Origin of the sequence: Kitasatospora sp. NPDC049285 (genome assembly GCF_040678815.1) — a bacterium.
GTDB lineage: Bacteria > Actinomycetota > Actinomycetes > Streptomycetales > Streptomycetaceae > Kitasatospora.
In genome coordinates this window covers 23,140-45,515 of record NZ_JBFAQR010000008.1, presented here as the reverse complement: position 1 = coordinate 45,515, position 22,376 = coordinate 23,140, and the positions used below count along the sequence as shown (strand labels likewise).

The window sequence follows — 22,376 nt, the reverse complement described above, 5'->3', positions numbered from 1 at the left end:
GCGGGGGTGTCACGCCACGGTGTAGGCCACCAGCGAGACGCCCACGTACTGGACGATGAACGCGCCCAGGGTGAAGGCGTGGAACACCTCGTGGAAGCCGAACCAGCGCGGTGACGGGTTCGGACGCTTGAGGCCGTAGATCACCCCGCCCACGGTGTAGAGCGCGCCGCCGACGATGATCAGCGTGAGGACCGCCGGGCCCCCCTTGTGCAGGAAGTCCGGCAGGAAGAACACCGCCGCCCAGCCGAGCGCCACGTAGCACGGCGTGTAGAGCCAGCGCGGGGCGCCGACCCAGAACACCCGGAACGCTATCCCGGCCAGCGCGCCGCCCCACACCAGCCACAGCAGTACCTGCTGCCGCGCGCCGCTGAGCAGCAGCATGGTGAACGGCGTGTACGTGCCCGCGATGATCAGGAAGATGTTCGCGTGGTCCAGCCGGCGCAGCACCGCCTCGCCGCGGGGGCCCCAGGTGAAGCGGTGGTAGACCGCGCTCACCCCGAACAGCATCCACGCGCTGACCGAGTAGACGACGCAGGCGATCCGGGCCGCCGTCGAGTCGGCGAGGCAGATCAACACGATTCCGGCGGCGACGGCGGCCGGGAACATCCCGGCGTGCAGCCAGCCGCGCCACTTGGGCTTGACGAGCTCTGGGGCTTCGGCGGTCATGCGCAGCATCTTACGGAACCGTAGGTTACCGACACGTAGTAAGTGGCAATCCTCACGTTTCGACAGTTTGGACAAAAGGGTGAGCGTGACAGAGGTCTCGCCGCCCGCCGGAACCGGTGGTTCCGGGCCATGAATTCCGACGTCGTGGAGTAAAGATCTCGTCAATGACGCCAATCTGACGAAGTGATGGTGTGTCGGCGGGTCTACCGTGTAACCACCCTCAACCCCCGCGAAGCCGTCTCCTGGCCGAGATGGTGTGAAACGGAGCGATCGTGTCGCCTCAGATCTCTGCGCTCGCCGAGTCCGCGCCCACCCGCCACCAGCGCCTGCTGGAATGGGTCGACGAGATTGCCGAGCTGACCCAGCCGGACCGCGTGGTGTGGTGTGACGGCTCCGAGGAGGAGTACCACCGCCTCGCCGAGCAGCTGGTCGCCCAGGGCACCTTCACCAAGCTCGACGAGACCAAGCGGCCGAACTCCTACTACGCCGCGTCCGACCCGTCCGACGTGGCCCGGGTCGAGGACCGCACCTTCATCTGCTCCGAGCAGGAGAAGGACGCCGGCCCGACCAACCACTGGAAGGCCCCCGCCGAGATGCGGGCCATCTTCGCCGGCGAGAACGGCCTGTTCCGCGGCGCGATGAAGGGCCGCACCATGTACGTGGTGCCGTTCTCGATGGGCCCGGTCGGCTCCCCGCTCGCCGCGTACGGCGTCGAGATCACCGACTCCGCGTACGTCGCCGTCTCGATGCGCGTGATGACCCGCATGGGCCAGGCCGTGCTCGACCAGCTCGGCGCGGACGGCGACTTCGTCAAGGCCGTGCACACCGTCGGCGCCCCGCTCGCCGCGGGCGAGGCCGACGTCGCCTGGCCGTGCAACACCACCAAGTACATCTCGCACTTCCCGGAGACCCGGGAGATCTGGTCCTTCGGCTCCGGCTACGGCGGCAACGCCCTGCTCGGCAAGAAGTGCTACGCGCTGCGGATCGCCTCCACCATGGCCCGCGACGAGGGCTGGCTGGCCGAGCACATGCTGATCCTCAAGCTCACCCCGCCCAGCGGCGAGGCCAAGTACGTCGCCGCGGCCTTCCCGTCCGCCTGCGGCAAGACCAACCTCGCCATGCTCCAGCCGACCGTCCCCGGCTGGAAGGTGGAGACCATCGGCGACGACATCGCCTGGATGCGGTTCGGCGCGGACGGCCGCCTCTACGCGATCAACCCCGAGGCCGGCTTCTTCGGCGTCGCGCCCGGCACCGGCGAGGACACCAACGCCAACGCCATCAAGACCCTGTGGGGCAACACCGTCTTCACCAACGTCGCGCTCACCGACGACGGCGACGTCTGGTGGGAGGGCCTCACCGAGGACGCGCCCGCGCACCTCACCGACTGGCGCGGCAACGACTGGACGCCCGCGTCCGGCACCCCCGCCGCCCACCCCAACGCGCGGTTCGCCGTCCCGGCCGCGCAGTGCCCGACCATCGCCCCCGAGTGGGAGGACCCGGCCGGCGTCCCGATCTCGGCGATCCTGTTCGGCGGCCGCCGGGCCACCGCCGTCCCGCTGGTCACCGAGTCCTTCGACTGGCAGCACGGCGTCTTCCTCGGGGCGAACATCGCCTCCGAGAAGACCGCCGCCGCCGAGGGCACCGTCGGCGAGCTGCGCCGCGACCCGTTCGCGATGCTGCCGTTCTGCGGCTACAACATGGGCGACTACTTCGCGCACTGGCTGAAGGTCGGCGCCGCGGCGGACGCCGCCAAGCTCCCGAAGATCTACTACGTCAACTGGTTCCGGAAGAACGCCGACGGCAAGTTCGTCTGGCCGGGCTACGGCGAGAACAGCCGCGTGCTGAAGTGGGTCGTCGAGCGCCTGGAGGGTACCGGCGAGGGCGTCGAGACCCCGATCGGCGTGCTGCCGACGGTCGAGGGCTTCGACCTGGACGGGCTGGACCTGTCCGCCGCCGACCTGGAGCTGCTGTTCTCGGTCGACAACGAGATCTGGCGCCAGGAGGCCGCGCTGGTCCCGGCCCACCTGGAGACCTTCGGCGAGCACACGCCCACCGAGCTCTGGGACGAGTACCGCGCCCTGGTCAAGCGACTGGGCTGACGCCGGGTCGACGCACAGCCGGATCCGCCCGAGGAGGGGAGTTCCCTCGTCGGGCGGATCCTGTGCGTTCCGGGTCGCTCGCGCAGTTCCCCGCGCCCCTGTCGGGTCGCGCTACGGCTGGGCGTAGCCCGAGAGGAAGTCGCCGATGCGGGTGACGGCGTCGGTGATCTCCTCGGGGCGGGGGAGGGTGACCAGGCGGAAGTGGTCGGGGTCGGGCCAGTTGAAGCCGGTGCCCTGGACGATCAGGATCCGCTGGGAGCGCAGCAGGTCGAGGACCATCTGCGCGTCGTCCTTGATCTTGAAGACCTGCGGGTCGAGCCGCGGGAACGCGTACAGCGCGCCCTTGGGCTTGACGCAGGAGACGCCGGGGATGTCGTTGAGCAGCTTGTACGCGGCGTCCCGGGAGGCGAGGAGCCGACCGCCGGGGAGGATCAGGTCGCGGATCGACTGCCGGCCGCCGAGCGCGGCGGCGACCGCGTGCTGGGCGGGCATGTTGGCGCACAGCCGCATCGAGGCCAGGACGTTGAGGCCCTCGATGTAGGAGCGGGCGCGCTGCCGGTCGCCGGAGAGCACCATCCAGCCGCTGCGGAAGCCGGCCACCCGGTACGACTTGGACATGCCGTTGAAGGTGACGCAGAACAGGTCGGGGGCGAGGGTGGCGAGCGGGACGTGCTCGACGCCGTCGTAGAGGATCTTGTCGTAGATCTCGTCGGCGTAGACCACCAGCTTGTGCGCGCGGGCGAGTTCGACGATGCCTTCGAGGACCTCGCGGGGGTAGACCGCGCCGGTCGGGTTGTTCGGGTTGATCACCACGATCGCCCGGGTGCGGTCGGTGATCTTGGCGGCGATGTCGGCGAGGTCCGGGTACCACTCGGCCTGCTCGTCGCAGCGGTAGTGCACCGCGGTGCCGCCGGCCAGCGAGACCGAGGCGGTCCACAGCGGGTAGTCGGGGGCCGGGACGAGCACCTCGTCGCCGTCGTCGAGCAGGGCCGTCATGGCGAGCTGGATCAGCTCGGAGACGCCGTTGCCCAGGTAGACGTCCTCCACCGAGAGGCCGTGCAGTCCGCGCTCCTCGTAGTGCATGACGACGGCGCGGCGGGCGGCGAGCAGGCCCTTGGAGTCGCCGTAGCCGTGGGCGCTGGCGAGGTTGCGGAGGATGTCCTGGAGGATCTCGGGCGGGGCCTCGAAGCCGAACGCGGCGGGATTGCCGGTGTTGAGCTTGAGGATGCGGTGGCCCTGGTCCTCCAGCCGCATCGCCTCGTCGAGCACCGGACCGCGAATGTCGTAGCAGACATTGGCGAGCTTGCTGGACTGGATGACCTGCATACCCGCCTACTTTACGGCGCTGTTACGGGGTTTCCGGCGTGGTGTTCGCCACCTGGACACGGACGGCCGAACGACCTGCGGGGATAGGGTCGCGGCGGACCGTCAGGGGAGGGCCGGATGCCGGACTGGATGATCGGGGCGCTGCTGGGACTGGCCGCGGGGCCGCTGCTGCGGATCGCGGTGGTGCGCTACGCGGTGCCGTACGGCGAGCCGTGGCGGGCGTGCCCGGTGCGGCCGGACGGCCGGTGCGGGCGCTGCGGGGAGCGGTTCGGGCCGCTGCCGGGCTCGGTGGAGCTGACGGCGGCCGCGGTGGGCGCGGCGCTGGCCGCGACCCAGCCGCCCGGGCGGCTGCCGGTGCTGGTGTGGCTGGCGCTGTTCGGGGTGGTGCTGGCCTTCGTGGACGGCGCGGTGCACCGGCTGCCGGACGCGCTGACCCTGCCGCTGCTGGCCGGGACGGCGGTGCTGCTGCCGCTGGCCGACCACCGGCCGGCGGCGCTGCTGCGGTGCGTCCTGGCGGCGGGCGTCCTCGGGCTGCTGTTCTGGCTGCTGGCGCTGTTCGCCCCGGTCGGCCTGGGCGATGCCAAGCTGGCGCCGTCGCTGGGTGCGGTGCTGGGCCTGCTGGGCTGGTCGGCGCTGTACGCCGCTGTCCTCTATATGTGGGTGGCCGCGGCGCTGTGGGCGGTGCTGCTGCTGGTCGCCCGCGGGGCGGGGCGCTCCACCGAGCTTGCCTTCGGCCCGGCGATGCTGCTGGGCACGCTGCTGGCCCTGGTCTGACGGTCCGGTGGCGCGCCGGGAATGGGCGGGGCCCGCCGTACCCCAGCGGTACGGCGGGCCCCTCGGTGTGCACCGACCCCACCCTCGAGGGGTGGTGCACAGGCAGGTGTTACGGCATGTTGTGGACGAAGGCGCCGACGTTGTTGGAGAAGTCGTTGCCGTTGTTGGCGTCCCAGTTGGTGGACCAGGTCATCGCGCCGCGGATGGTCGGCCACTTGGCCGGCGGGACGAAGCTGCCGCAGTGGTTGCCGGTGGCCAGGCAGTCCAGCGCGTTGTTCACCACGGTGGAGCTGACGTAGCCGCCGCCCGCCGCCTTGGTGGAGGCCGGGACACCGATGCCGACCTGGTCGGGACGCAGGCCGCCCTGGATGTGGGTGCAGATCTGCGCGGTGATGAAGTCGATGGTGCCCTGGTTGTAGACCTTGCCGTCGCAGCCGTTCATGCCGCCCGAGTTGTAGAACTGGGTGTTGACGACGGTCAGGATGTCCTTGGTGTTCAGCGCCAGCTGGAAGTAGGCGCCGGCGGTGGAGTACATCCCGATGGTCTCGGGGGCCATGGTCAGGATGAAGCCCGAGCCGACCTTGGACTGCAGCGAATGCAGGGCCTGCGACATGTACGTCGGGTCGACGCCGTTCTCCAGGTCGACGTCGATGCCGTCGAAGCCGTACTGCTGGATCAGGCTGTAGGCCGAGTTGGCGAAGTTGGTGGCCGCGGTCGCGTTGCCGACCGAGATGGCGCCGTTCTGGCCGCCGATGGAGAGGACGACCTTCTTGCCGGCCGCGTGCTTGGCGGCGATGTCGGCCTTGAACTGGGCGTCGGTGTAGCCGCCGAGCTTGCTGGCGAGCGCCGGGTCCAGGGTGAAGGAGATCGCGCCCTGGGTGGTGGTCGCGTCGGCGAAGGAGACCGCGATGATGTCGTACGCGGACTGCACGTCGCCGAGCTTCTGCACCGTGGAGTTGTTGTCGAAGTTCTGCCAGTAGCCGGTCACCGCGTGCTTCGGCAGGCCGGTGTTGGGCGGTGTGGTGGTCGCCGAGCCGGAGGGGCTGGGCGAGCTGGACGCGGACGCCGAGGGCGAGGCGCTCTGGGTCGGCGAGGCCGACGGGGAGGCGCTCTTGGTCGGCGACGCGGACGCGGTCGGCGAGGCGGAGGTGGCGGAGGCCGACGGGGTCGGCGAGGCGGTGCCGCCGGGGCCGATCAGCTGGATGTCGTCCGCGTTGTAGGTGGCCTGGCCGTACCAGCCGTGCACGTAGAGGGTGACGCTGGTGGTGGACGCGCCGGTGGTGAAGGAGGTGTTCAGCTGGTTCCAGGCGCTCTGCGCCGACCAGGTGGACGGGTCGGTGCCGCCGGTGCCGCGGGCGCCCAGGTAGACGTACGGGCCCTGCACCCAACCGTTCAGCGTGTAGGCGGTGTTGGGGAGCACCGAGACGGTCTGGGTGCACTCGGCGGTGTCCGCGGCGCCCGGGGTGGCGGCCAGCGCGCCGGTGCCGGAGTGCACCGGGGAGGAGACCGTGGAGGTGGTCCCGGTGCAGGTCCAGCCGGAGAGGCCGGACTCGAAGCCGCCGTTGGAGACCAGGTTGCCGACCGCGGCGTTGGCGCCGCCCGCCGTCAGGGCGAGGCCGGCGCCGGCCAGGGCGAGCGCGGTGGTGGAGGCGAGGACCGCGGGGATCTTGTTGCGGCGCCGGTGGGACGGCTGCTGCAGGGTACGGGCCATGACAGGCTCCAGTGCAGGAGTGGGGGTGTGGGAGAACACGCAGGACACGCACGCGGGGACGCGGGGACGCAGGAACACGCTGGGGGAAGGAGCCGCCGCGGTGGGGGTCGCGGCGGCTCCGCTGTGGGGGAGGGTCCGCTGTGGTGCTGACCACACGCTGGACTAGACCAATGGCAAGCGTCAAGACCCGGAATCCGGTTTAGGGAGCGTTTAAGGAATCGGAGACCGTTCCGTATCCGTCGCCGTGCGCGCACTGTGACAAGACCGGTACCTGCGGTTTTGCGGGGCGTAAAGCCGAGCGGAGTAGGCTGCGCTGGGATTTCGCACCCGGAGCAAACAGCACGGAGGGGCCGTACAACATGGGTCTGCGCGATGTGGTGGAGCGCACGCCGGGGCTGCGCTCCCTGCTGGACAACGCCTACCGGCTGTACGGGCGCCGGGTCGAGGTGCACCTGGCCAACACCCCGCACCACATCGGGGTGATCCTGGACGGCAACCGCCGCTGGGCCAAGGCGGCCGGCAACACCACCGCCTACGGCCACCAGCGCGGCGCCGACAAGATCAGCGAGTTCCTCGGCTGGTGCGAGGAGACCGGCGTCCGGGTGGTCACGCTGTGGATGCTCTCCACCGACAACCTCTCCCGGCCCGCCGAGGAGCTGGTGCCGCTGCTCGGCATCATCGAGGACGCGGTGCAGGGCCTGGTCGACGCCGGCCGCTGGAAGGTCAACCCGGTCGGCGCGCTCGACCTGCTGCCCGGCCACACCGCCGAGGTGCTCAAGCAGGCCGCCCAGACCACCGCGCACATCGACGGCGTCACCGTGAACGTGGCGATCGGCTACGGCGGCCGGCGGGAGATCGCCGACGCCGTCCGCTCGCTGCTGCAGGAGCACGCCGGCCGCGGCACCTCGATCGAGGAGCTGGCCGAGATCCTCGACGTCGAGCACATCGCCGAGCACCTCTACACCAAGGGCCAGCCCGACCCCGACCTGGTGATCCGCACCTCCGGCGAGCAGCGGCTGTCCGGCTTCCTGCTCTGGCAGTCCGCGCACAGCGAGTTCTACTTCTGCGAGGCCTACTGGCCGGCCTTCCGCAAGGTCGACTTCCTGCGGGCGCTGCGCGACTTCCAGCTGCGCAACCGCCGCATGGGCCTGTGACGCACTGACCTCCGGTCAGGCCCCCATACCCGTGGGACTGGTGGGAAAACGTTCACCAGTTGTGATCCCGAGGTTCGCTCCGGCGCGAATGCACCACCGCTCGCCTGGGAATACTCGAACCAGACCGGTACCCCGACCACCGGGGTCGCGGGGACCGGTGGGCCGCGGGTGACGTCGGGTCACCCGCTCAGGAGGGCTAGTGGTCAGTTCCAAGAGCCGCCGGACACCTGACCGGCGCACGTACGTCCTCGACACCAGCGTTCTCCTGGCCGACCCTCTCGCGATGAGCCGTTTCGAGGAACACGAGGTGGTCCTCCCGGTGGTCGTCGTGACCGAGCTGGAGGCCAAGCGACACCACCCGGAACTCGGCTACTTCGCCCGCCAGGCGCTGCGCCTGCTGGACGACTTCCGGGTCCGCTTCGGGCGCCTGGACGAGCCGATCCCGGTCGGCGAGCTGGGGGGCACCATCCGGGTCGAGCTGAACCACTCCGACACCTCGATCCTCCCGGCCGGCTACCGGGCCGGCGGCGGCGAGGCGGACACCAGGATCCTCGCGGTCGCCCGCAACCTGCAGGCGGAGGGCTACGACGTCACCGTCGTCTCCAAGGACCTGCCGCTGCGGATCAAGGCGAGTTCGGTGGGCCTGCTGGCCGAGGAGTACCGGGCCGAGCTGGCGATCACCTCCGGCTGGACCGGGATGACCGAGCTGCACGTGCCCGCCGACCGGGTCGACGCGCTCTTCGGGGCCGCCCACGACTCCGCCCTCGACATCGAGGGCGCCGAGCAACTCCCGGTCCACACCGGCCTGGTGCTGCACTCCGAGCGCGGCCGCGCGCTCGGCCGGGTCACCTCCGACGGCCGGGTCCGGCTGGTGCGCGGCGACCGCGAGGCGTTCGGGCTCCGCGGGCGCAGCGCCGAACAGCGGGTCGCCCTCGACCTGTTGCTCGACCCCGAGGTGGGGATCATCTCGATGGGCGGCCGGGCCGGCACCGGCAAGTCGGCGCTCGCCCTGTGCGCGGGCCTGGAGGCCGTCCTGGAGCGCCGCCAGCACCGCAAGGTGATGGTCTTCCGTCCGCTGTACGCGGTGGGCGGCCAGGAGCTCGGCTACCTGCCCGGCTCCGAGGCCGAGAAGATGGGCCCGTGGGCGCAGGCGGTCTTCGACACGCTCTCCGCGGTGACCACCCAGGACGTGATCGAGGAGGTCATCTCCCGGGGCATGCTGGAGGTCCTGCCGCTCACCCACATCCGCGGGCGCTCGCTGCACGACGCCTTCGTGATCGTGGACGAGGCGCAGTCGCTGGAGCGCAACGTGCTGCTCACCGTGCTCTCCCGGATCGGCCAGAACTCGCGGGTGGTGCTGACCCACGACGTCGCCCAGCGGGACAACCTGCGGGTCGGCCGGTACGACGGCGTGGTCGCGGTGGTGGAGAAGCTGAAGGGGCATCCGCTGTTCGCGCACATCACCCTGACGCGGTCGGAGCGTTCGCCGATCGCCGCACTGGTGACCGAGATGCTCGAGGACATCCAGCCCTAGGCATAACCGGACACACCGGGGCAAAGGGGCCTGACGTGCGGCGTCAGGCCCCTTTGCTGTCAGTCGAACTGACATCCCATCGACGGTTCGTCCACCAAACGGCCAGGTCGGGCAGGTCTGTGAGATCTGCCACGGCCAAGGGAATTGCGTAGACACACTCGCGTGCGGCATGGTGAGGGTTCTGTCAGGCCCCGCGTACGGCATTCACGCCCGGCAACTTCGGTCGGCGGGCGGAAAACTGAACACCGAAAGGCCGTACGCCGCTCGACGAGACCGCCCCTCCGGGCCCGCCCCGGGGAGACGGACGAGCCCGCGCCTCCCGTGACCGAGCAGGACGGAGGCCAGTGCCAGGGGCAGATTGCGCCCGAACGGTCATGGCCGGGCGACGCTGGAAGGAAACCATGTGACTCGGATCTCGGTCCGGGGAGTCGCTGTCGCCTCCGCCACCGCGGTGACCGCCGTCGGTGCAGTCGTGGGTGCGGCCTCGGGCAGCGAGGGCAAGACCGTGCAGACGGTCGACGTCGCGAGCGCCACCCTGCTCGCCGACGCGCCCACGGGTGCCCAGGCCCAGAACGTCAGCGACGGCATCAGCCGCCAGGCGAACGCCCAGCAGATCTCCGCCGACGCGGCCAACAAGAAGGCTGCGGAGGAGGCTGCCCGGCAGAAGGCCGCGGCCGACGCCCAGGCGAAGGCCGACGCGGACAAGGCGGCCAAGGCCGAGGCGGACAAGCGGCAGAAGGAAGAGGCCAACCGCTCCGCCGCCCGCAGCGTGCTCGCCACGGTCAGCCCGGGTTCGGTCCAGGACATGGCGCTGCAGATCATCGGCGACGCCAACCAGTTCCAGTGCTTCAGCCAGATCGTCAAGCGCGAGAGCGGCTGGGACTACACCGCCACCAACGCCTCCTCCGGCGCCTACGGCCTGGTCCAGGCGCTGCCGGGTTCCAAGATGGCCTCGGCCGGCGCGGACTGGCGCACCAACCCCGCCACCCAGATCAAGTGGGGCCTCAGCTACATGAACAGCCGCTACGGCAGCCCCTGCGGTGCCTGGTCGTTCTGGCAGGCCCACAGCTGGTACTAGGCCGCGGGTCGCGCCGCGGCAGCCATGCCGAAGGGCCCCGTCCTCCACGCGGAGGACGGGGCCCTTCGTGCTGCCGCGAGACAGCGGCCACGGTGCGGGCCGCTCCGCCCGGGCGGCGCTGACCAGTGCGCTCGCGGGCGGCGCGGTCCGGTGCGGACGCGGGGAAGCGGAGTGGGTCCTGGTTCCTCCGCTCCCGGCCGGTCCGCGGACAGAAGGTCCGGTCTGCATTCGGCCCCTTCCCGCTCCCGAACCGGGCGAAACCCACCGCTTCCCCCCGATTCGCACGGATTGTCCGCGAACGTAGTTCCGGGCCCCCGCCACCACCCCCGCACCCGGCAGGTAGCGTCGTACCGACGGCCGCCGACCGCGGCCGCACGGGAAGCACGACGGGGGAGCGGGGCAGTGACGGAGGACTCGCGGGGCACACCCCGCTGGCGCGGACTGGCCAAGGTCGGCGCCCTGGCGGCCGGCCTGTTCGCCGCCGCCGAACGCCGCCGCCGCGCGGCGATCAGCGCCGAGGCGCACGTCCTGGCCACCGAGCAGGCCGTGGAGCTCGCCGCCGAACGCGCCGCCCGGCGCACCGCCGAGCAGACGGCCCGTCAACTCGCCGAACACACCGGCCGACCGGCGGCCCCCACCGCCGCCGAGCAGCACGAAGGAGCGGCCGTGCGGGCCGACAGCGACACCGTCCCCTCGCCGCGCACCCCGCCGCCCGGCGACCACCCGGCCGGCGCCGCCCCGCTCGGCCGCCCCGCCAACCCGGTCGAGGCGGTGCCCTGGGTACTGCGGGTCGCCGCCGAGTCCACCTGGCGGCTGCTGCTGCTCGGTTTCGCGCTCTACGTGCTCTTCCGGGTCATCGACACCCTGCGCCTGGTCGCCTTCGCGGTGGTCGCCGCGCTGCTGATCTCCGCGCTGCTCGAACCCACCGTCTCCTGGCTGCGCCGCCACCGCGTGCCGCGCTCGCTGGCCGCCGCCGGCACCTTCCTCTCCGGCGTGGCCGGGATCGGACTGGTCGGCTGGTTCGTGGTCTGGCAGGTCTCCAGCAACCTCGACTCGGTCACCGGCAAGGTGCAGGCGGGTGTCCGGCAGCTGCGCGACTGGCTGGTCACCGGGCCGTTCCACCTGACCCAGGATCAGATCGACAACTTCACCAACCAGATCACCGCCGCCATCGGCAGCAACTCCGAGCAGCTCACCTCGGCCGGCTTCACCGGCGTCACCATCGCCGTCGAACTGCTCACCGGGGTGGTGCTCACCGCCTTCACCACCTTCTTCCTGCTCTACGACGGCGCCCGGGTCTGGTCCTGGGTGCTGCGCGGCCTGCCCCGGCACTCCCGCTACGCGATGGCCGGCGCCGGACCCAAGGCCTGGGCGACCCTGACCGCCTACGTCCGCGGCACCGTCGCCGTCGCCTTCATCGACGCGCTGTGCATCGGCATCGGCATCGAACTGCTCGGCGTGCCGCTGGCCATGCCGCTCGCGGTGATCATCTTCCTGGGGGCGTTCGTCCCGCTGGTCGGCGCGCTGGTCACCGGCGCGATCGCGGTCCTGATCGCGCTGGTCACCGTCGGGCCGTTCACCGCGCTGATGGTGCTGGTCGTCCTGGTCGCCGTCCAGCAGATCGAGGGCCACGTGCTGCAGCCGCTCATCCTCGGCCGCGCGGTGCGGGTCCACCCGCTCGGCGTGGTGCTCGGCGTCGCCGCCGGGTCGATCATCGGCGGCATCGCCGGCGCGATCGTCGCCGTCCCGCTGATCGCCGTCACCAACACCGTGGTCGGCCACCTGCGCCGCCGCAACGCCGCGGGCCAGGAGGTCTTCGAGGCCATCGAGGAGGCCCGCCACCACCAGTCCGCCTGAACACGCGAAAGGTCCGCCCGCGGGGACGAGTTCTCCCCGGGGCGGACCTTTCGGTACGTCAGGCCAGCTGGGCCTCGGCGTCCAGCACCGCGGCGACGGCCTGGACGGTGGCGGCGATCTTCACCGACGCCTGGATGACCTCGCGGTCGACGCCGGCCTTGCGCAGGACGCCCTCGTGGGAGTCCAGGCACTGGCCGCAGCCGTTGATCGCGGAGACCGCGAAGCACCACAGCTCGAAGTCGACCTTGTCGACGCCCGGGTTGCCGATGATGTTCATCCGCAGACCGGCCCGCATCGTCCCGTACTCCTTGTCGGAGAGCAGGTGCAGCGTCCGGTAGTAGACGTTGTTCATCGCCATGATCGCGGCCGCGCCCTTCGCGGCCTCGTAGGCCTCGGGCTTCAGGTACGACCGGGCCTCGGGCTCCAGCTCGCGCAGGACGATCGGCGAGCGGGTGGCCATCGCGCAGGCCAGCACGGTGCCCCAGAGCTGCTGCTCGGGGAGGTCGGAGTTGCCGATCACCGAGCCGAGGTTGAGCTTGAGGTCCTTGGCGTAGTCCGGCAGCGCGGCCTTGAGTTCGTCGAGGGCCATCGGGTCAGCCGGCCAGCAGGGCCTGCGCGTCGAGGGTGTCCTCGCCCTTGGTCCAGTTGCACGGGCACAGCTCGTCGGTCTGCAGGGCGTCGAGCACCCGCAGGACCTCCTTGGGGTTACGGCCGACCGAGCCGGCGGTCACCATGACGAACTGGATCTCGTTGTTCGGGTCCACGATGAAGACGGCGCGCTGGGCGGTGCCGTCCGCGCCCTCGACGCCGCAGTCCCGCATCAGCTCGTGCTTGACGTCGGCGAGCATCGGGAACGGCAGGTCGCGCAGGTCCTTGTGGTCCTTGCGCCAGGCGTGGTGGACGTACTCGGAGTCGCCGGAGACGCCGAGGATCTGGGCGTCGCGGTCGGCGAACTCGTCGTTCAGCTTGCCGAAGGCGGCGATCTCGGTCGGGCAGACGAAGGTGAAGTCCATCGGCCAGAAGAAGACGACCTTCCACTTGCCCTCGTAGGACTTGTGGTTGATCTCGGCGAACGCGGTCGCGGCGTCGAGGTCCACGCAGGCGTTCAGCTCGAACTCGGGGAACTTGTCACCGATGGTCAGCACGTTCGCTTCTCCAGGGTCTGAGATGAGGGTTGTCCGGATTGCGGACACACCCACCCTGGCACAGGCGCACTGATCAGTGAAATCGGCTCCGGCGTGCGACCTGATAGGCAAGTCCGATCAGTGCGGCAGACTGGGAGGAGCACCCGTCCGGCCGGCAGAGAGCGACCCGTGAAGAGCACCACCCCCCGCACCCCCACCGTCGCCCAGCTGCGGGCGTTCGCCGCGGTCGCCGAGCACCGGCACTTCCGGGAGGCCGCCGCCGCGATCGGCACCAGCCAGCCCGCGCTGTCCGGGGCGGTGGCCGCGCTGGAGGAGACGCTCGGCGCGCAGCTGGTGGAGCGCACCACCCGGCGGGTGGTGATCACCCCGCTCGGGGAGCGGGTCGCCGCGCACTCACGCCGGGTGCTGGCCTCGCTGCACGCGCTGACCGAGGAGGTGGAGGCCGCCCGCCGCCCGTTCACCGGCCCGCTGCACCTCGGCGTGATCCCCACCGTCGCGCCCTACCTGCTGCCGGCCGTGCTGCGGCTGGTCCGCGACTCCTACCCGGAGCTGGAACTGCACGTCCACGAGGAGCGCACCCCGTCGCTGCTGGAGGGGCTGGCCGTCGGACGGCTGGACCTGCTGCTGCTCGCCCTGCCCGCGGGCGGGGCCGCGCCGGTGCGCGAACTCCCGCTGTTCGACGAGGACTTCGTCCTGGTGGTGCCGCCCGAGCACGAGCTCGCCGGGCGGATCGACGTGCCCCGGGACGTGCTGCTCGACCTGGACGTGCTGCTGCTGGAGGAGGGCCACTGCCTGCGCGACCAGGCGCTCGACATCTGCCGGGAGGCGGGCGCCGAGACGGCCGGCGGCACCACCCGCGCGGCGGGCCTGTCCACCCTGGTCCAGCTGGTCGCGGGCGGCCTCGGCGTCACCCTGCTGCCCGCCACCGCGCTCGACGTCGAGGCCGGGCGCACCGACCGCCTCGCCGCGGTCCGCTTCGCCCACCCCACCCCCGGCCGCCGCATCGGCCTCGCCCACCGCCCGGGCTCCGCCCGCACCCCCGAGTACGACCGCTTCGCCACCGCCCTGCGCCAGGCCCTGGCGGGACTCCCGGTCCGGATCACCGCCTGACGGGAGTCGCTGCGCGACGGCCGTTCGGCAGGGAGGACATGACGGGTCGTCTCCCGCCGGCGCGGAGCGGGTTCCCGGGTATCGGGCGGAGTGGGCGCCGGGCCGGTGGCGCGCGCCGCCTGACGGACCGTCGGCGCGCGGAGCGGGGCCGGCCGACGTGGTTCCGGGTGGGCCGGTTGGGTGACGGTTCGCCGGATCGCCACCTGGCCGGATGCATGACGCTCCGGCGGGGCGGGGCATAACCGTCTCGGCAGCTCGGAGGAGGGGGTGGGACGTGTACGTGTCGCGGATCAGGGTGTCCGGAATGAAGTGCTTCGGCGGGCCGCGCGAGGTGGATCTGGCGATCCCCGACGGGCCCGGCTGGACGGTGCTGGCGGGGCCGAACGGGAGCGGGAAGAGCACCCTGCTGCGGGCCGTGGGGATGGCGCTCGGCGCGGTGGAGGCGGGCCCGGAGGAGCGCTGGCTCGCGGACGGCTACCGGGAGGCGTGGGTGGAGGCGGAACCGGCCCCGCGCTGGCGGATCGGCGACCCGCCCGCCCGGGCCCGGGCCCGGTACGTCGGCCGCGGCGACGGCCCGCAGGTGCGGCTCGCCGCGGAGCTGCTGGACGGCGAGGTGCTGCCCAACGGCTGGCGGGTCACCGACCCGGAGCGGCAGTACGTGGCCCGCGGCGGCCTGGAGGTCCCGCTGGACGAGCTCGGCGACGGCATCGCCGCGCTCGCCCGGCTGGTCAGCGCCGTCGCCGCGGACCACCGCCCCGGCCCGGTACTGCTCGACGACGTGGACCGGCAGCTGCACCCGGCGTGGCAGCAGCGGATCGGGCCGTGGCTGACCGAGCACTTCCCGCAGGCCCAGTTCGTGGTGGCCACCCACAGCCCGTACGTCTGCCAGGCCGCCGACCCGGGCGCGCTGGTGCACCTGCCCGACCCGGCGGAGGACCGGGCGCCGTACCGCCTCGACGAGGAACTGCACCAGCGGGTGCTGTACGGCAGCGGGGACGACACCGCGCTGTCCGAGCTGTTCGGGCTGCCCAGCGCCTACTCTCCGGCCGCCGAGGCCGAACGGCGGCTGCTGGTGCGGCTGGAGCGCAAGATGTACGCGGGACAGGCCACCGACGCGGAGGTGGCCGCGTACCGGGAGCTCGGCGCCAAGCTGAACAGCTCGCTGACCGCCCGGGTCGACGAGGTCACCGCGCGGCTGCTCGGCCGGGACCGGTGATCCCGCTCCAGCGGCCGCCGCTGCAGCCGAGGCTGGCCGCCGAACTCGACCGCGCCACCGCCGGGATACGCGCCGCCGGGCCGAACACCGCCTCCGGCCGCGCCGCCTGGCGCAAGGCCGTCCGCCCCAAGGCCCAACTCCGGCTGCTGCTGCGGCAGATGGCGCCCGGCCTGGAACGGTGCATGTACTGCGGGGACAACCTGGGCACCGACATCGACCACTTCGAGCCGATCGCCCAGGCGCCGCTGCGCACCTTCGACTGGCAGAACCACCTGCTGGCCTGCGCGCACTGCAACAGCAACCGCAAGCGCGACCGCTTCCCGCGCGACCCGGCCACCGGCGACCACCTGCTGGTCGACCCCTGCCGCGAGGACCCCGCCGACCACCTGCGGCTCTACCTGGAATCCGGCGAGTACGACCCGCTGACCGCCAAGGGCGAGGCCACCATCGAGGTGTTCGGCCTCAACGAGCGGCCCGAACTGGTCCGCGGCCGGCGGATGATGTTCGCCGTGGTCAAGGCGCTGCTGCTGACCTGGCGCGGCGCCGAGCCGGCCGAGGCCGCCGAGTACGCGGCGGCGCTGCGCGAACTCCACCACGCCGACGTGCTGCGCACCGTGCTGGGGCTGCGCCGGATCCCCCCGCTGGCCGCCGTGGTGCTCGGCGAGCCGGTGCTCGCCGCGCTCGACGAACTCATCGCGAACGGCGAGAGGTTCAAGGCCTGACCCGACGTCAGATCCGCTGCTCGAACCAGACCACCTTGCCCGCGCCCAGCCGGGTCGCGCCCCAGCGGTCCGCGCACCTGGCCACTATCTGCAGGCCGCGCCCGCGCTCCTCCTCCGGGCCGGCCCGGCGGGTGCGGGGCAGCGCTGCCGAGTCGTCGCCGACCTCGCAGCGCAGCACGGTGGTGCGCACCAGCCGCAGGGTGACCGGGCGGGTGGCGTGCTGGATCGCGTTGGTGACCAGTTCGGAGACCATCAACTCGCAGCTCTCGGACAGGTGTTCCAGGCCCCAGCGGCGCAGCGCGTGGCCGGCCAGGCGGCGCGCCCGGCCGGGGGTCTCGTGCCGGGGCTGGAGGTACCAGTAGGCGACGTCCTCGGCCGGGATGCCGTCGAAGGCGGCGGCCAGCAGCGCGATGTCGTCGGCCCGGTCGCCGGCCGGCAGGATCCGCAGCGCCTCCTGGCAGAGCTGGTCGGGGGTCAGCCGGTGCGCGCCGGCGAGGCGGTCGCGCAGCAGGTCCAGGCCGGTGCCGAGCGGGCGACGGCGGGTCTCCACCAGGCCGTCGGTGAACAGCAGCATCGCCGAGCCGGGCGGCGCGGGCAGCTCCACCGAGGAGAAGTCCACCCCGCCGACGCCGATCGGCGCGCCGGGCGGCAGCTCCAGCAGCCGGCTCTCGCCGTCCGGGCCGACCAGCACCGGCGGGACGTGCCCGGCGTTGGCGATCACCACCCGGTTGGTGATCGGGTCGTACACCGCGTACACACAGGTCGCCAAGTGGTGCTCGCGGCCCAGGCGTTGGGCCTGCTCGTCGAGGTGGTACAGCACCTCGTGCGGCGGCAGGTCGAGGCCGGCCAGGGTCTGCGCGCTGGTGCGCAGCTGGCCCATCACGGCGGCCGAGGTCAGCGAGTGGCCCATCACGTCGCCGACGATCAGCGCCACCCGGTTGCCCGGCAGCGGGATCGAGTCGTACCAGTCGCCGCCGACCTGCGCGCCGCGCTCGCCCGGCAGGTAGCGGTGGGCCAGGCGCACCCCGTGCGGCTGCGGCAGGTGCGCGGGCAGCATCGAGCGCTGCAGCTCGTCGGCGATCTCCCACTCGCGGGTGTAGCGCAGCGCGGTGTCGGCGGCCAGACCGGCGTGGGTGGCCAGGTGGGCGGCGGTCGCGGTGTCCGCCGGGTCGAAGGCGGCCGGGCGGCCGGCCACCGGACGGCGGATCAGCAGCAGCATCCCCAGCACCGCCTGACGCCCGTGCAGCGGCAGCGCCAGCAGCGCCGTGCCCGCCGCCAGTCGGCCCAGCGTCCTGGTGCCCAGCAGTTCGGCGAGCAGACCGTGCCGGGCCGTCGCCGCGGCGGCGTCCAGCACCACCGGCCCGGCCGCGACCCGCCGCTCCAGGGCCTGCTCCAGCGCCCCGCCGGGAAGCACCGGGCGCGCCCCGGAGCCCCGGCCCAGCCGGGTGCCCCGGGTGTGCAGCACCCGCAGGGCCGCGGGCCGTCCCGGGTCGCGTTCGACGTCCGGCAGCGGGTCGCGGACGAACACCGCCAGGGCGTCCGCCAGCGTGGGCACCAGCACCCGGCCGAGGTCGCGCAGGGTGGCGCGTAAGTCCAGCGAGTCGTTGATCTGCCGCGCCGCGGCGTCCAGGTACGCCAGCCGCTCCGCCAGCTGCGGCGGTCCGTCGGCACGCGGGGTCGCCCGCCCGGGCGGCGGGTGCCGCTGGACGGGGACGGCGGGCGGCTGCCCCGCCAGGGACTCCAAGTGGTCGCGCACGGGCTGCCCGATCTGCAGACGAAGGCTAGGAGGGCTGGTGACGGCCGGTCAGCCGGTGCGGCGACAGCGCAGGAACAGCTGGGTCTCCGGCGGCACCGCACTGCCCGCCGGGGCGTACGACCGGCCGTCCACCCGTTCCACCGCGAACCCGCGGTGCTCCAGCAGCCCGGCCAGCTCCTCGCGCAGGTAGCCGGTCACCCGGACCTCCTGGTCCAGGAACGGCAGCGGCGCGTCGTCCAGGTCCGCCTCCACCATGCCGACGGCCAACAGGCCGCCCGGGCGCAGCAGTTCGCGTACCCCGCCGAGCACCTCGGCGATCTCCGCGCGGGGCAGCATCAGCAAGGAGAAGAACGCCGCGGCGGCGTCCAGTGTTCCCGCCCCGGACGGACCCAACTCCGGTACGCCCCAAGCGGATCCGGCGCGTTCGGTAGCCAGGTCGACGATGTCCAGCCGGTGGAAGTCCGCGGTCGGCGCGGCCGCCCGGGCCTGCGCCAGCATGCCCTCGGAGAGGTCGACGCCGGTCACCCGCAGCCCGCCCTCGGCGAGCTGCCGGGCGGTCGGTTCGCCCGCCCCGCAGCCGACGTCCAGCACCCGGGCACCGGCCGGCAGCTCGGCCAGCAGCCAGTCACCGCACTCCAGTTGGCCCGACCTGGCCGGAAACACCTCTTGGTAGCGAGGGCCGATGGCATCGAACGCGGCGGCCTGGCGACCGCGTGCCGCCCGCCGCACCGCCGCCGCGGACGCCGGGTCGGCGGCGGCGGGGTCTGAAGTCTGTTCGTCCGTCACGATGACCTAGGCACCTCTCCCGCGCGCTGTCCTGCCCTACCCGTCGTGGCCCGTTCTCCGCTCCCGACCCTGGCCTTCGAGGATAAACGCGATCACCGCACGGTGGAGTCCGTTTCCGGTCAACCCGTGGTCGGTTGGGCGAATATCGCCCGCCAGGCGAAGCACACCGGTGCCCGCCGGGTAGCGCGCCACCCTCCCGCACGCCGCATGGCGCGGCCCCGCCATCCCCCCTGACCAGCCGTCTCGTCGGATCAACGGTCCCCGCGCCTGCGTTTATCGAACGTCAATCGCCGCCTGTCACAGTCTTCTCAGCGCCGGGGAAGCGTCAAAGCGTTCCCGCAGCCGGGGGGCTGCGGGGACGCTGACGCTCCCGGGGGAACGGCACCCGGCTCGGGGGGGACCTGGGGGGGAACGGGTGCTAAGGCGCAGGGGGAAGGGAGGGCTCGGTGTGCTGCTCGATGAGGCCCTGTACGGGGAGGGCCTCGGGCACACCGAGCCGCGTGAACACCGCAAGCGCCTCCTGAAGACACGCCAGCCCGCGCGCGGGCTGCCCCGACTTCAGGAGCGCCTCGCCCAGCGCCGCGTTGGCCATGCCCTGGCAGTACGCGGCCTCGATCTCCTGGGCGATCGACAGGGACTCCTCGGCCGCCTCGGCCGCCTGCGCGAACTGACCGTCCGCCAGCAGGCACGCCGCCAGCCGCGCCAGCGAGTAGCCCTCCCAGATCGGATGCTGCTGCGCCCGGTACAGCTGGTGCGCCTCCCGCAGGTGGACCGCCGCCTCGCCCGGTGACCCGGTCGAGCGCAGCACCACGCCCAACTGGTAGAGCGTGTCCGCCAGGCACGGCGCGTTGCCGGACGCCCGGGCCGCCGTCACCGCCTCGCGGGCGGCACCGACCGCCTCCTCGTGCCGGTCCAGGCCGACGTACGCGCGCGCCATGTTGGCGAGCAGCCGGGCCTCGCTGATCGTCGCGCCGACGCTGCGGCTCATCGCGTGCGCCTGCTGGTAGAACGGCAGCGCCTCGGCCGGCCGGCCGGCCATGATCAGGACGATCGCCAGGGCGTTCGCGGTCGAGATGCACAGCAGGGTGGGCTGCTCGGCCGGCTGCAGGGCGAGGCTCTCGCGCAGCGCCGCCTCGGCGCCCGCCAGGTCGCCCTCCACCCGGTGGATCTGGCCCAGCGCGTGGTGCACCCGGGCGAGGGTGGCGGTGTCCTGCTGGGCGGTGGCGTTGACCGCGGCCGCCCGCACCATCCGGTGGATCCGCGGCGCCAGGGTCGGGTCCTCGACCAGCGCGGACAGCAGCAGGACCAGGTCCACCGCCGGGCGCAGCACGTCCAGCGGCGCGCCCGCGGCGGCCTCGACGCTGCTCAGCAGCACCGCGTTCTCCGAGCGGAGCCAGCCGCGCGCGCCGTCGCTGTCCGGGAAGGACACCCCGGCCGAGCGGGTGCGGTGCAGCGTCTCGGTCAGCATGTCGTCGGGCTCGATCACCTGGGCGGCGTTCTGCATGGTGGCCAGCAGCACGTCGAGCAGCCGCAGCAGGGCGGCCTGCTGCTCGCCGACGTCGCCGAGCTTGGCGTTCTGCCGCTGGGCGTACAGCCGCAGCAGGTCGTGGTAGCGGTAGCGGCCAGGGGTGAAGCACTCCAGCATGTTCGCCTCGACCAGGGCCTCGGCGAGGTCCTCGGCCTCCTGTTCGGCGGTGCCGAGCAGGGCGGCGACGGCGGTCAGCGGCAGGTCGGGGGAGTCCACCACCGACAGCAGCCGGAACGCCCGGGCCTCCTGCGGCCGCAGCTGCGCGTAACCGAGTCCCAGGGTGGTCTCCACGGCGAGGTTGCCGAGCTGGAGCTCCTGGAGCCGGTTGCGCTGGTCCGCTAACCGCCGGGCGAGGTCCGACACGCTCCAGCGCGGCCGGCTGGCCAGCCGCGCCGCGGCGATGCGCACCGCCAGCGGCAGGAACCCGCACGAGGTCACCACCGCAAGTGCCGCCTCCGGTTCGGCCGCCACCCGCTCGACCCCGACGATCGCCGAGAACAGCGCCAGCGCCTCCTCGGGCGTCAGCTCCTCGATGTCCACCAGGTGCGCGCCGGGGATCTCGGCCAGCCGGGAGCGGCTGGTGACCATCACGGCGTTGCCCGACACTCCGGGGATCAGCGGCGTCAACTGCTGGGCGTCCCGGGCGTTGTCGAGCAGGATCAGCATCCGCTTGTCGGCGAGCAGCGAGCGGTACAGCGCCGCGCGCTGCTCCAGCGAGTCCGGGGCGTCGGAGGTGCCCAGGGCGTGCAGGAAGTCGCCGAGCACGACCGCCGGGTCGGCCGGCGAGGCGCCGGCGCCGCGCAGGTCGACGTAGAGCTGGCCGTCCGGGAAGTCCGGCCGCAGGCTGTGCGCCACGTGCACCGCCAGGGTGGTCTTGCCGACCCCGCCGATTCCGGCCAGCGAGGTCACCACGACGGCTTGGCCGGATCCCGCCCTCAGCACGTCGCGCAGCTCGCTGACCACCTTCGAGCGTCCGCTGAAGTCCGAGACGTCGGCCGGGAGTTGGGCGGGCGGAAGGAACGGGGTGGCGTCCTCGGCGACGGCCTTCGCCGGGGTCGCCAGGGCGGCCATCAGCTCGGGGTCGCCGGCCAGGATGCGGGCGTGCATCGCCGCCAGCCCGCTGCCCGGCTCCACGCCGAGCTCCTCGATCAGCAGCTTGCGGGTGTCCGCGTAGACGCCCAGCGACTCGGCCTGCCGGCCGCTGCGGTACAGCGCCAGCATCAGCAGCTCGCGCAGCCCTTCGCGCAGCGGGTAGGCGGCCGAGAGCGAGTTGAGCTCGGCGACCACCTCGGCGTGCAGGCCGATCTCCAGCGCCATGGCGCAGCGCTCCTCGGCGACCGCGAGCTGGCGCTCCGTCAGCCGGCCGCGCTGGGCCTCCGCGTACGGCCCGGGCACCCCGGGCAGCGGACGGCCGCTCCAGCGGGCCAGCGCGGACACCAGCCCGTCGTGGGCGGCCCGGAAGTCCCCCTCGGTGCGGGCGTTCGCCGCGTCGGCGACCTGCTGTTCGAAGACCGCGAGGTCCAGGGCGTCGGCCGGGATCCGCAGGGCGTAGCCGTCGCTGACCGAGACCAGGACCTCGGAGGGCCGGCGGCTGGCCCGGTTCGGCTCCAGGACGGACCGGAGCCGGGAGATGTAGGTGCGCAGTGCGGCGACCGCCTGCGGCGGCGTCCGTTCGCCCCAGATGCCGTCCACCAGGTCGTCGGTGGTCACCGGACGGCCCTCGCTGAGCAACAGGGCGACCAGTACCGCCTGTTGCTGGGGCGAGCCGAGAGCCAACTGTGCGTCACCACGCCACGCCTGGACAGGGCCGAGCACTTGGAAGCGCAGCGCGTCGGCGGAGCGCGTCCCTTGTAGCTCCATGTCCTCCCCTGTGGCCGATGAACCGTCTGCTTCCCACTCTGACACCGGTCGTGT

The 22,376-nt window shown here is 72.7% G+C and carries 17 protein-coding genes; 9 read left to right on the top strand and 8 right to left on the bottom strand.

Annotation, left to right across the window (positions count from 1 at the left end; all coding sequences use genetic code 11):
* Positions 1-9: 9 nt before the first annotated feature.
* Positions 10-675 carry a hemolysin III family protein gene (locus AB0K51_RS08125; RefSeq protein ID WP_363451835.1) on the bottom strand — a complete coding sequence of 222 codons (666 nt, stop codon included), beginning with the start codon at positions 673-675 and terminating at the stop codon, positions 10-12.
* A 263-nt stretch (positions 676-938) separates the two neighbouring features.
* Here AB0K51_RS08125 and AB0K51_RS08120 point away from each other — a divergent pair, with 263 nt between their 5' ends.
* Positions 939-2,765, top strand: a complete 1,827-nt coding sequence (locus AB0K51_RS08120) for a phosphoenolpyruvate carboxykinase (GTP) (protein WP_363451833.1) — start codon at positions 939-941, stop codon at positions 2,763-2,765.
* Positions 2,766-2,876: 111 nt separating this feature from the next.
* Here the strand turns inward: AB0K51_RS08120 and AB0K51_RS08115 are convergent, their stop codons facing one another.
* The gene (locus AB0K51_RS08115; protein WP_363451831.1) at positions 2,877-4,091 is read right to left on the bottom strand and encodes a pyridoxal phosphate-dependent aminotransferase; all 1,215 of its coding nucleotides are present in this window, start codon (positions 4,089-4,091) and stop codon (positions 2,877-2,879) included.
* A 117-nt stretch (positions 4,092-4,208) separates the two neighbouring features.
* On the opposite strand from AB0K51_RS08115, the gene AB0K51_RS08110 reads away from it, so the two are divergent.
* Positions 4,209-4,865, top strand: coding sequence for a prepilin peptidase (locus AB0K51_RS08110; RefSeq protein WP_363451829.1), 657 nt, complete (start codon positions 4,209-4,211; stop codon positions 4,863-4,865).
* A 109-nt stretch (positions 4,866-4,974) separates the two neighbouring features.
* Here the strand turns inward: AB0K51_RS08110 and AB0K51_RS08105 are convergent, their stop codons facing one another.
* Positions 4,975-6,576, bottom strand: coding sequence for a glycosyl hydrolase family 18 protein (locus AB0K51_RS08105; protein ID WP_363451827.1), 1,602 nt, complete (start codon positions 6,574-6,576; stop codon positions 4,975-4,977).
* Positions 6,577-6,935: 359 nt separating this feature from the next.
* Between AB0K51_RS08105 and AB0K51_RS08100 the strand changes: the two genes are divergently transcribed.
* The 4 genes from AB0K51_RS08100 (at position 6,936) to AB0K51_RS08085 (ending at position 12,199) form a co-directional block, all read left to right on the top strand.
* On the top strand, positions 6,936-7,730 hold the full coding sequence (locus tag AB0K51_RS08100) for an isoprenyl transferase (protein WP_363451824.1): 795 nt from the start codon (positions 6,936-6,938) through the stop codon (positions 7,728-7,730).
* A 199-nt stretch (positions 7,731-7,929) separates the two neighbouring features.
* Complete coding sequence (locus AB0K51_RS08095) at positions 7,930-9,264, top strand: PhoH family protein (RefSeq protein WP_363451822.1); 1,335 nt, start codon at positions 7,930-7,932, stop codon at positions 9,262-9,264.
* A gap of 403 nt (positions 9,265-9,667) precedes the next feature.
* Positions 9,668-10,342, top strand: a complete 675-nt coding sequence (locus AB0K51_RS08090) for a transglycosylase SLT domain-containing protein (protein ID WP_363451820.1) — start codon at positions 9,668-9,670, stop codon at positions 10,340-10,342.
* A gap of 402 nt (positions 10,343-10,744) precedes the next feature.
* Entirely contained in the window at positions 10,745-12,199 is a 1,455-nt protein-coding gene (locus AB0K51_RS08085) for an AI-2E family transporter (protein ID WP_363451818.1), read from the top strand.
* A 58-nt stretch (positions 12,200-12,257) separates the two neighbouring features.
* On the opposite strand, the gene AB0K51_RS08080 is transcribed toward AB0K51_RS08085, so the two are convergent.
* Both AB0K51_RS08080 and AB0K51_RS08075 read right to left on the bottom strand, forming a co-directional pair.
* A complete protein-coding gene (locus tag AB0K51_RS08080) occupies positions 12,258-12,788 on the bottom strand; it encodes an alkyl hydroperoxide reductase (RefSeq protein ID WP_363451816.1) in 531 nt (176 codons plus the stop codon).
* A gap of 4 nt (positions 12,789-12,792) precedes the next feature.
* Complete coding sequence (locus AB0K51_RS08075; protein ID WP_363451814.1) at positions 12,793-13,344, bottom strand: peroxiredoxin; 552 nt, start codon at positions 13,342-13,344, stop codon at positions 12,793-12,795.
* A 168-nt stretch (positions 13,345-13,512) separates the two neighbouring features.
* Here AB0K51_RS08075 and AB0K51_RS08070 point away from each other — a divergent pair, with 168 nt between their 5' ends.
* The 3 genes from AB0K51_RS08070 (at position 13,513) to AB0K51_RS08060 (ending at position 16,392) form a co-directional block, all read left to right on the top strand.
* Positions 13,513-14,454 carry a LysR substrate-binding domain-containing protein gene (locus AB0K51_RS08070; RefSeq protein ID WP_363451812.1) on the top strand — a complete coding sequence of 314 codons (942 nt, stop codon included), beginning with the start codon at positions 13,513-13,515 and terminating at the stop codon, positions 14,452-14,454.
* Positions 14,455-14,728: 274 nt separating this feature from the next.
* Positions 14,729-15,670 carry an AAA family ATPase gene (locus tag AB0K51_RS08065; RefSeq protein WP_363451810.1) on the top strand — a complete coding sequence of 314 codons (942 nt, stop codon included), beginning with the start codon at positions 14,729-14,731 and terminating at the stop codon, positions 15,668-15,670.
* Positions 15,667-16,392 (top strand): HNH endonuclease, encoded by a 726-nt coding sequence (locus AB0K51_RS08060; protein WP_363451808.1) that lies wholly within the window; start codon positions 15,667-15,669, stop codon positions 16,390-16,392. The genes AB0K51_RS08065 and AB0K51_RS08060 overlap by 4 nt, the downstream gene beginning before the upstream one ends.
* Positions 16,393-16,399: 7 nt before the next feature.
* Here the strand turns inward: AB0K51_RS08060 and AB0K51_RS08055 are convergent, their stop codons facing one another.
* The 3 genes from AB0K51_RS08055 to AB0K51_RS08045 form a co-directional block, all read right to left on the bottom strand.
* A complete protein-coding gene (locus AB0K51_RS08055; protein WP_363451806.1) occupies positions 16,400-18,148 on the bottom strand; it encodes an ATP-binding SpoIIE family protein phosphatase in 1,749 nt (582 codons plus the stop codon).
* 48 nt (positions 18,149-18,196) lie between these two features.
* A complete protein-coding gene (locus AB0K51_RS08050) occupies positions 18,197-18,934 on the bottom strand; it encodes a class I SAM-dependent methyltransferase (protein ID WP_363451804.1) in 738 nt (245 codons plus the stop codon).
* A gap of 418 nt (positions 18,935-19,352) precedes the next feature.
* Positions 19,353-22,322 (bottom strand): BTAD domain-containing putative transcriptional regulator, encoded by a 2,970-nt coding sequence (locus tag AB0K51_RS08045; protein ID WP_363451802.1) that lies wholly within the window; start codon positions 22,320-22,322, stop codon positions 19,353-19,355.
* Between the last annotated feature and the right edge of the window lie 54 nt (positions 22,323-22,376).

What these genes read in the sequence shown, in the direction of transcription:
- AB0K51_RS08105 (WP_363451827.1), bottom strand. Translation starts at nt 6,576, where the DNA reads ATGGCCCGTACCCTGCAGCAGCCGTCCCACCGGCGCCGCAACAAGATC.
- AB0K51_RS08125 (WP_363451835.1), bottom strand. Translation starts at nt 675, where the DNA reads ATGCTGCGCATGACCGCCGAAGCCCCAGAGCTCGTCAAGCCCAAGTGG.
- AB0K51_RS08045 (WP_363451802.1), bottom strand. Translation starts at nt 22,322, where the DNA reads ATGGAGCTACAAGGGACGCGCTCCGCCGACGCGCTGCGCTTCCAAGTG.
- AB0K51_RS08080 (WP_363451816.1), bottom strand. Translation starts at nt 12,788, where the DNA reads ATGGCCCTCGACGAACTCAAGGCCGCGCTGCCGGACTACGCCAAGGAC.
- AB0K51_RS08115 (WP_363451831.1), bottom strand. Translation starts at nt 4,091, where the DNA reads ATGCAGGTCATCCAGTCCAGCAAGCTCGCCAATGTCTGCTACGACATT.
- AB0K51_RS08100 (WP_363451824.1), top strand. Translation starts at nt 6,936, where the DNA reads ATGGGTCTGCGCGATGTGGTGGAGCGCACGCCGGGGCTGCGCTCCCTG.
- AB0K51_RS08110 (WP_363451829.1), top strand. Translation starts at nt 4,209, where the DNA reads ATGCCGGACTGGATGATCGGGGCGCTGCTGGGACTGGCCGCGGGGCCG.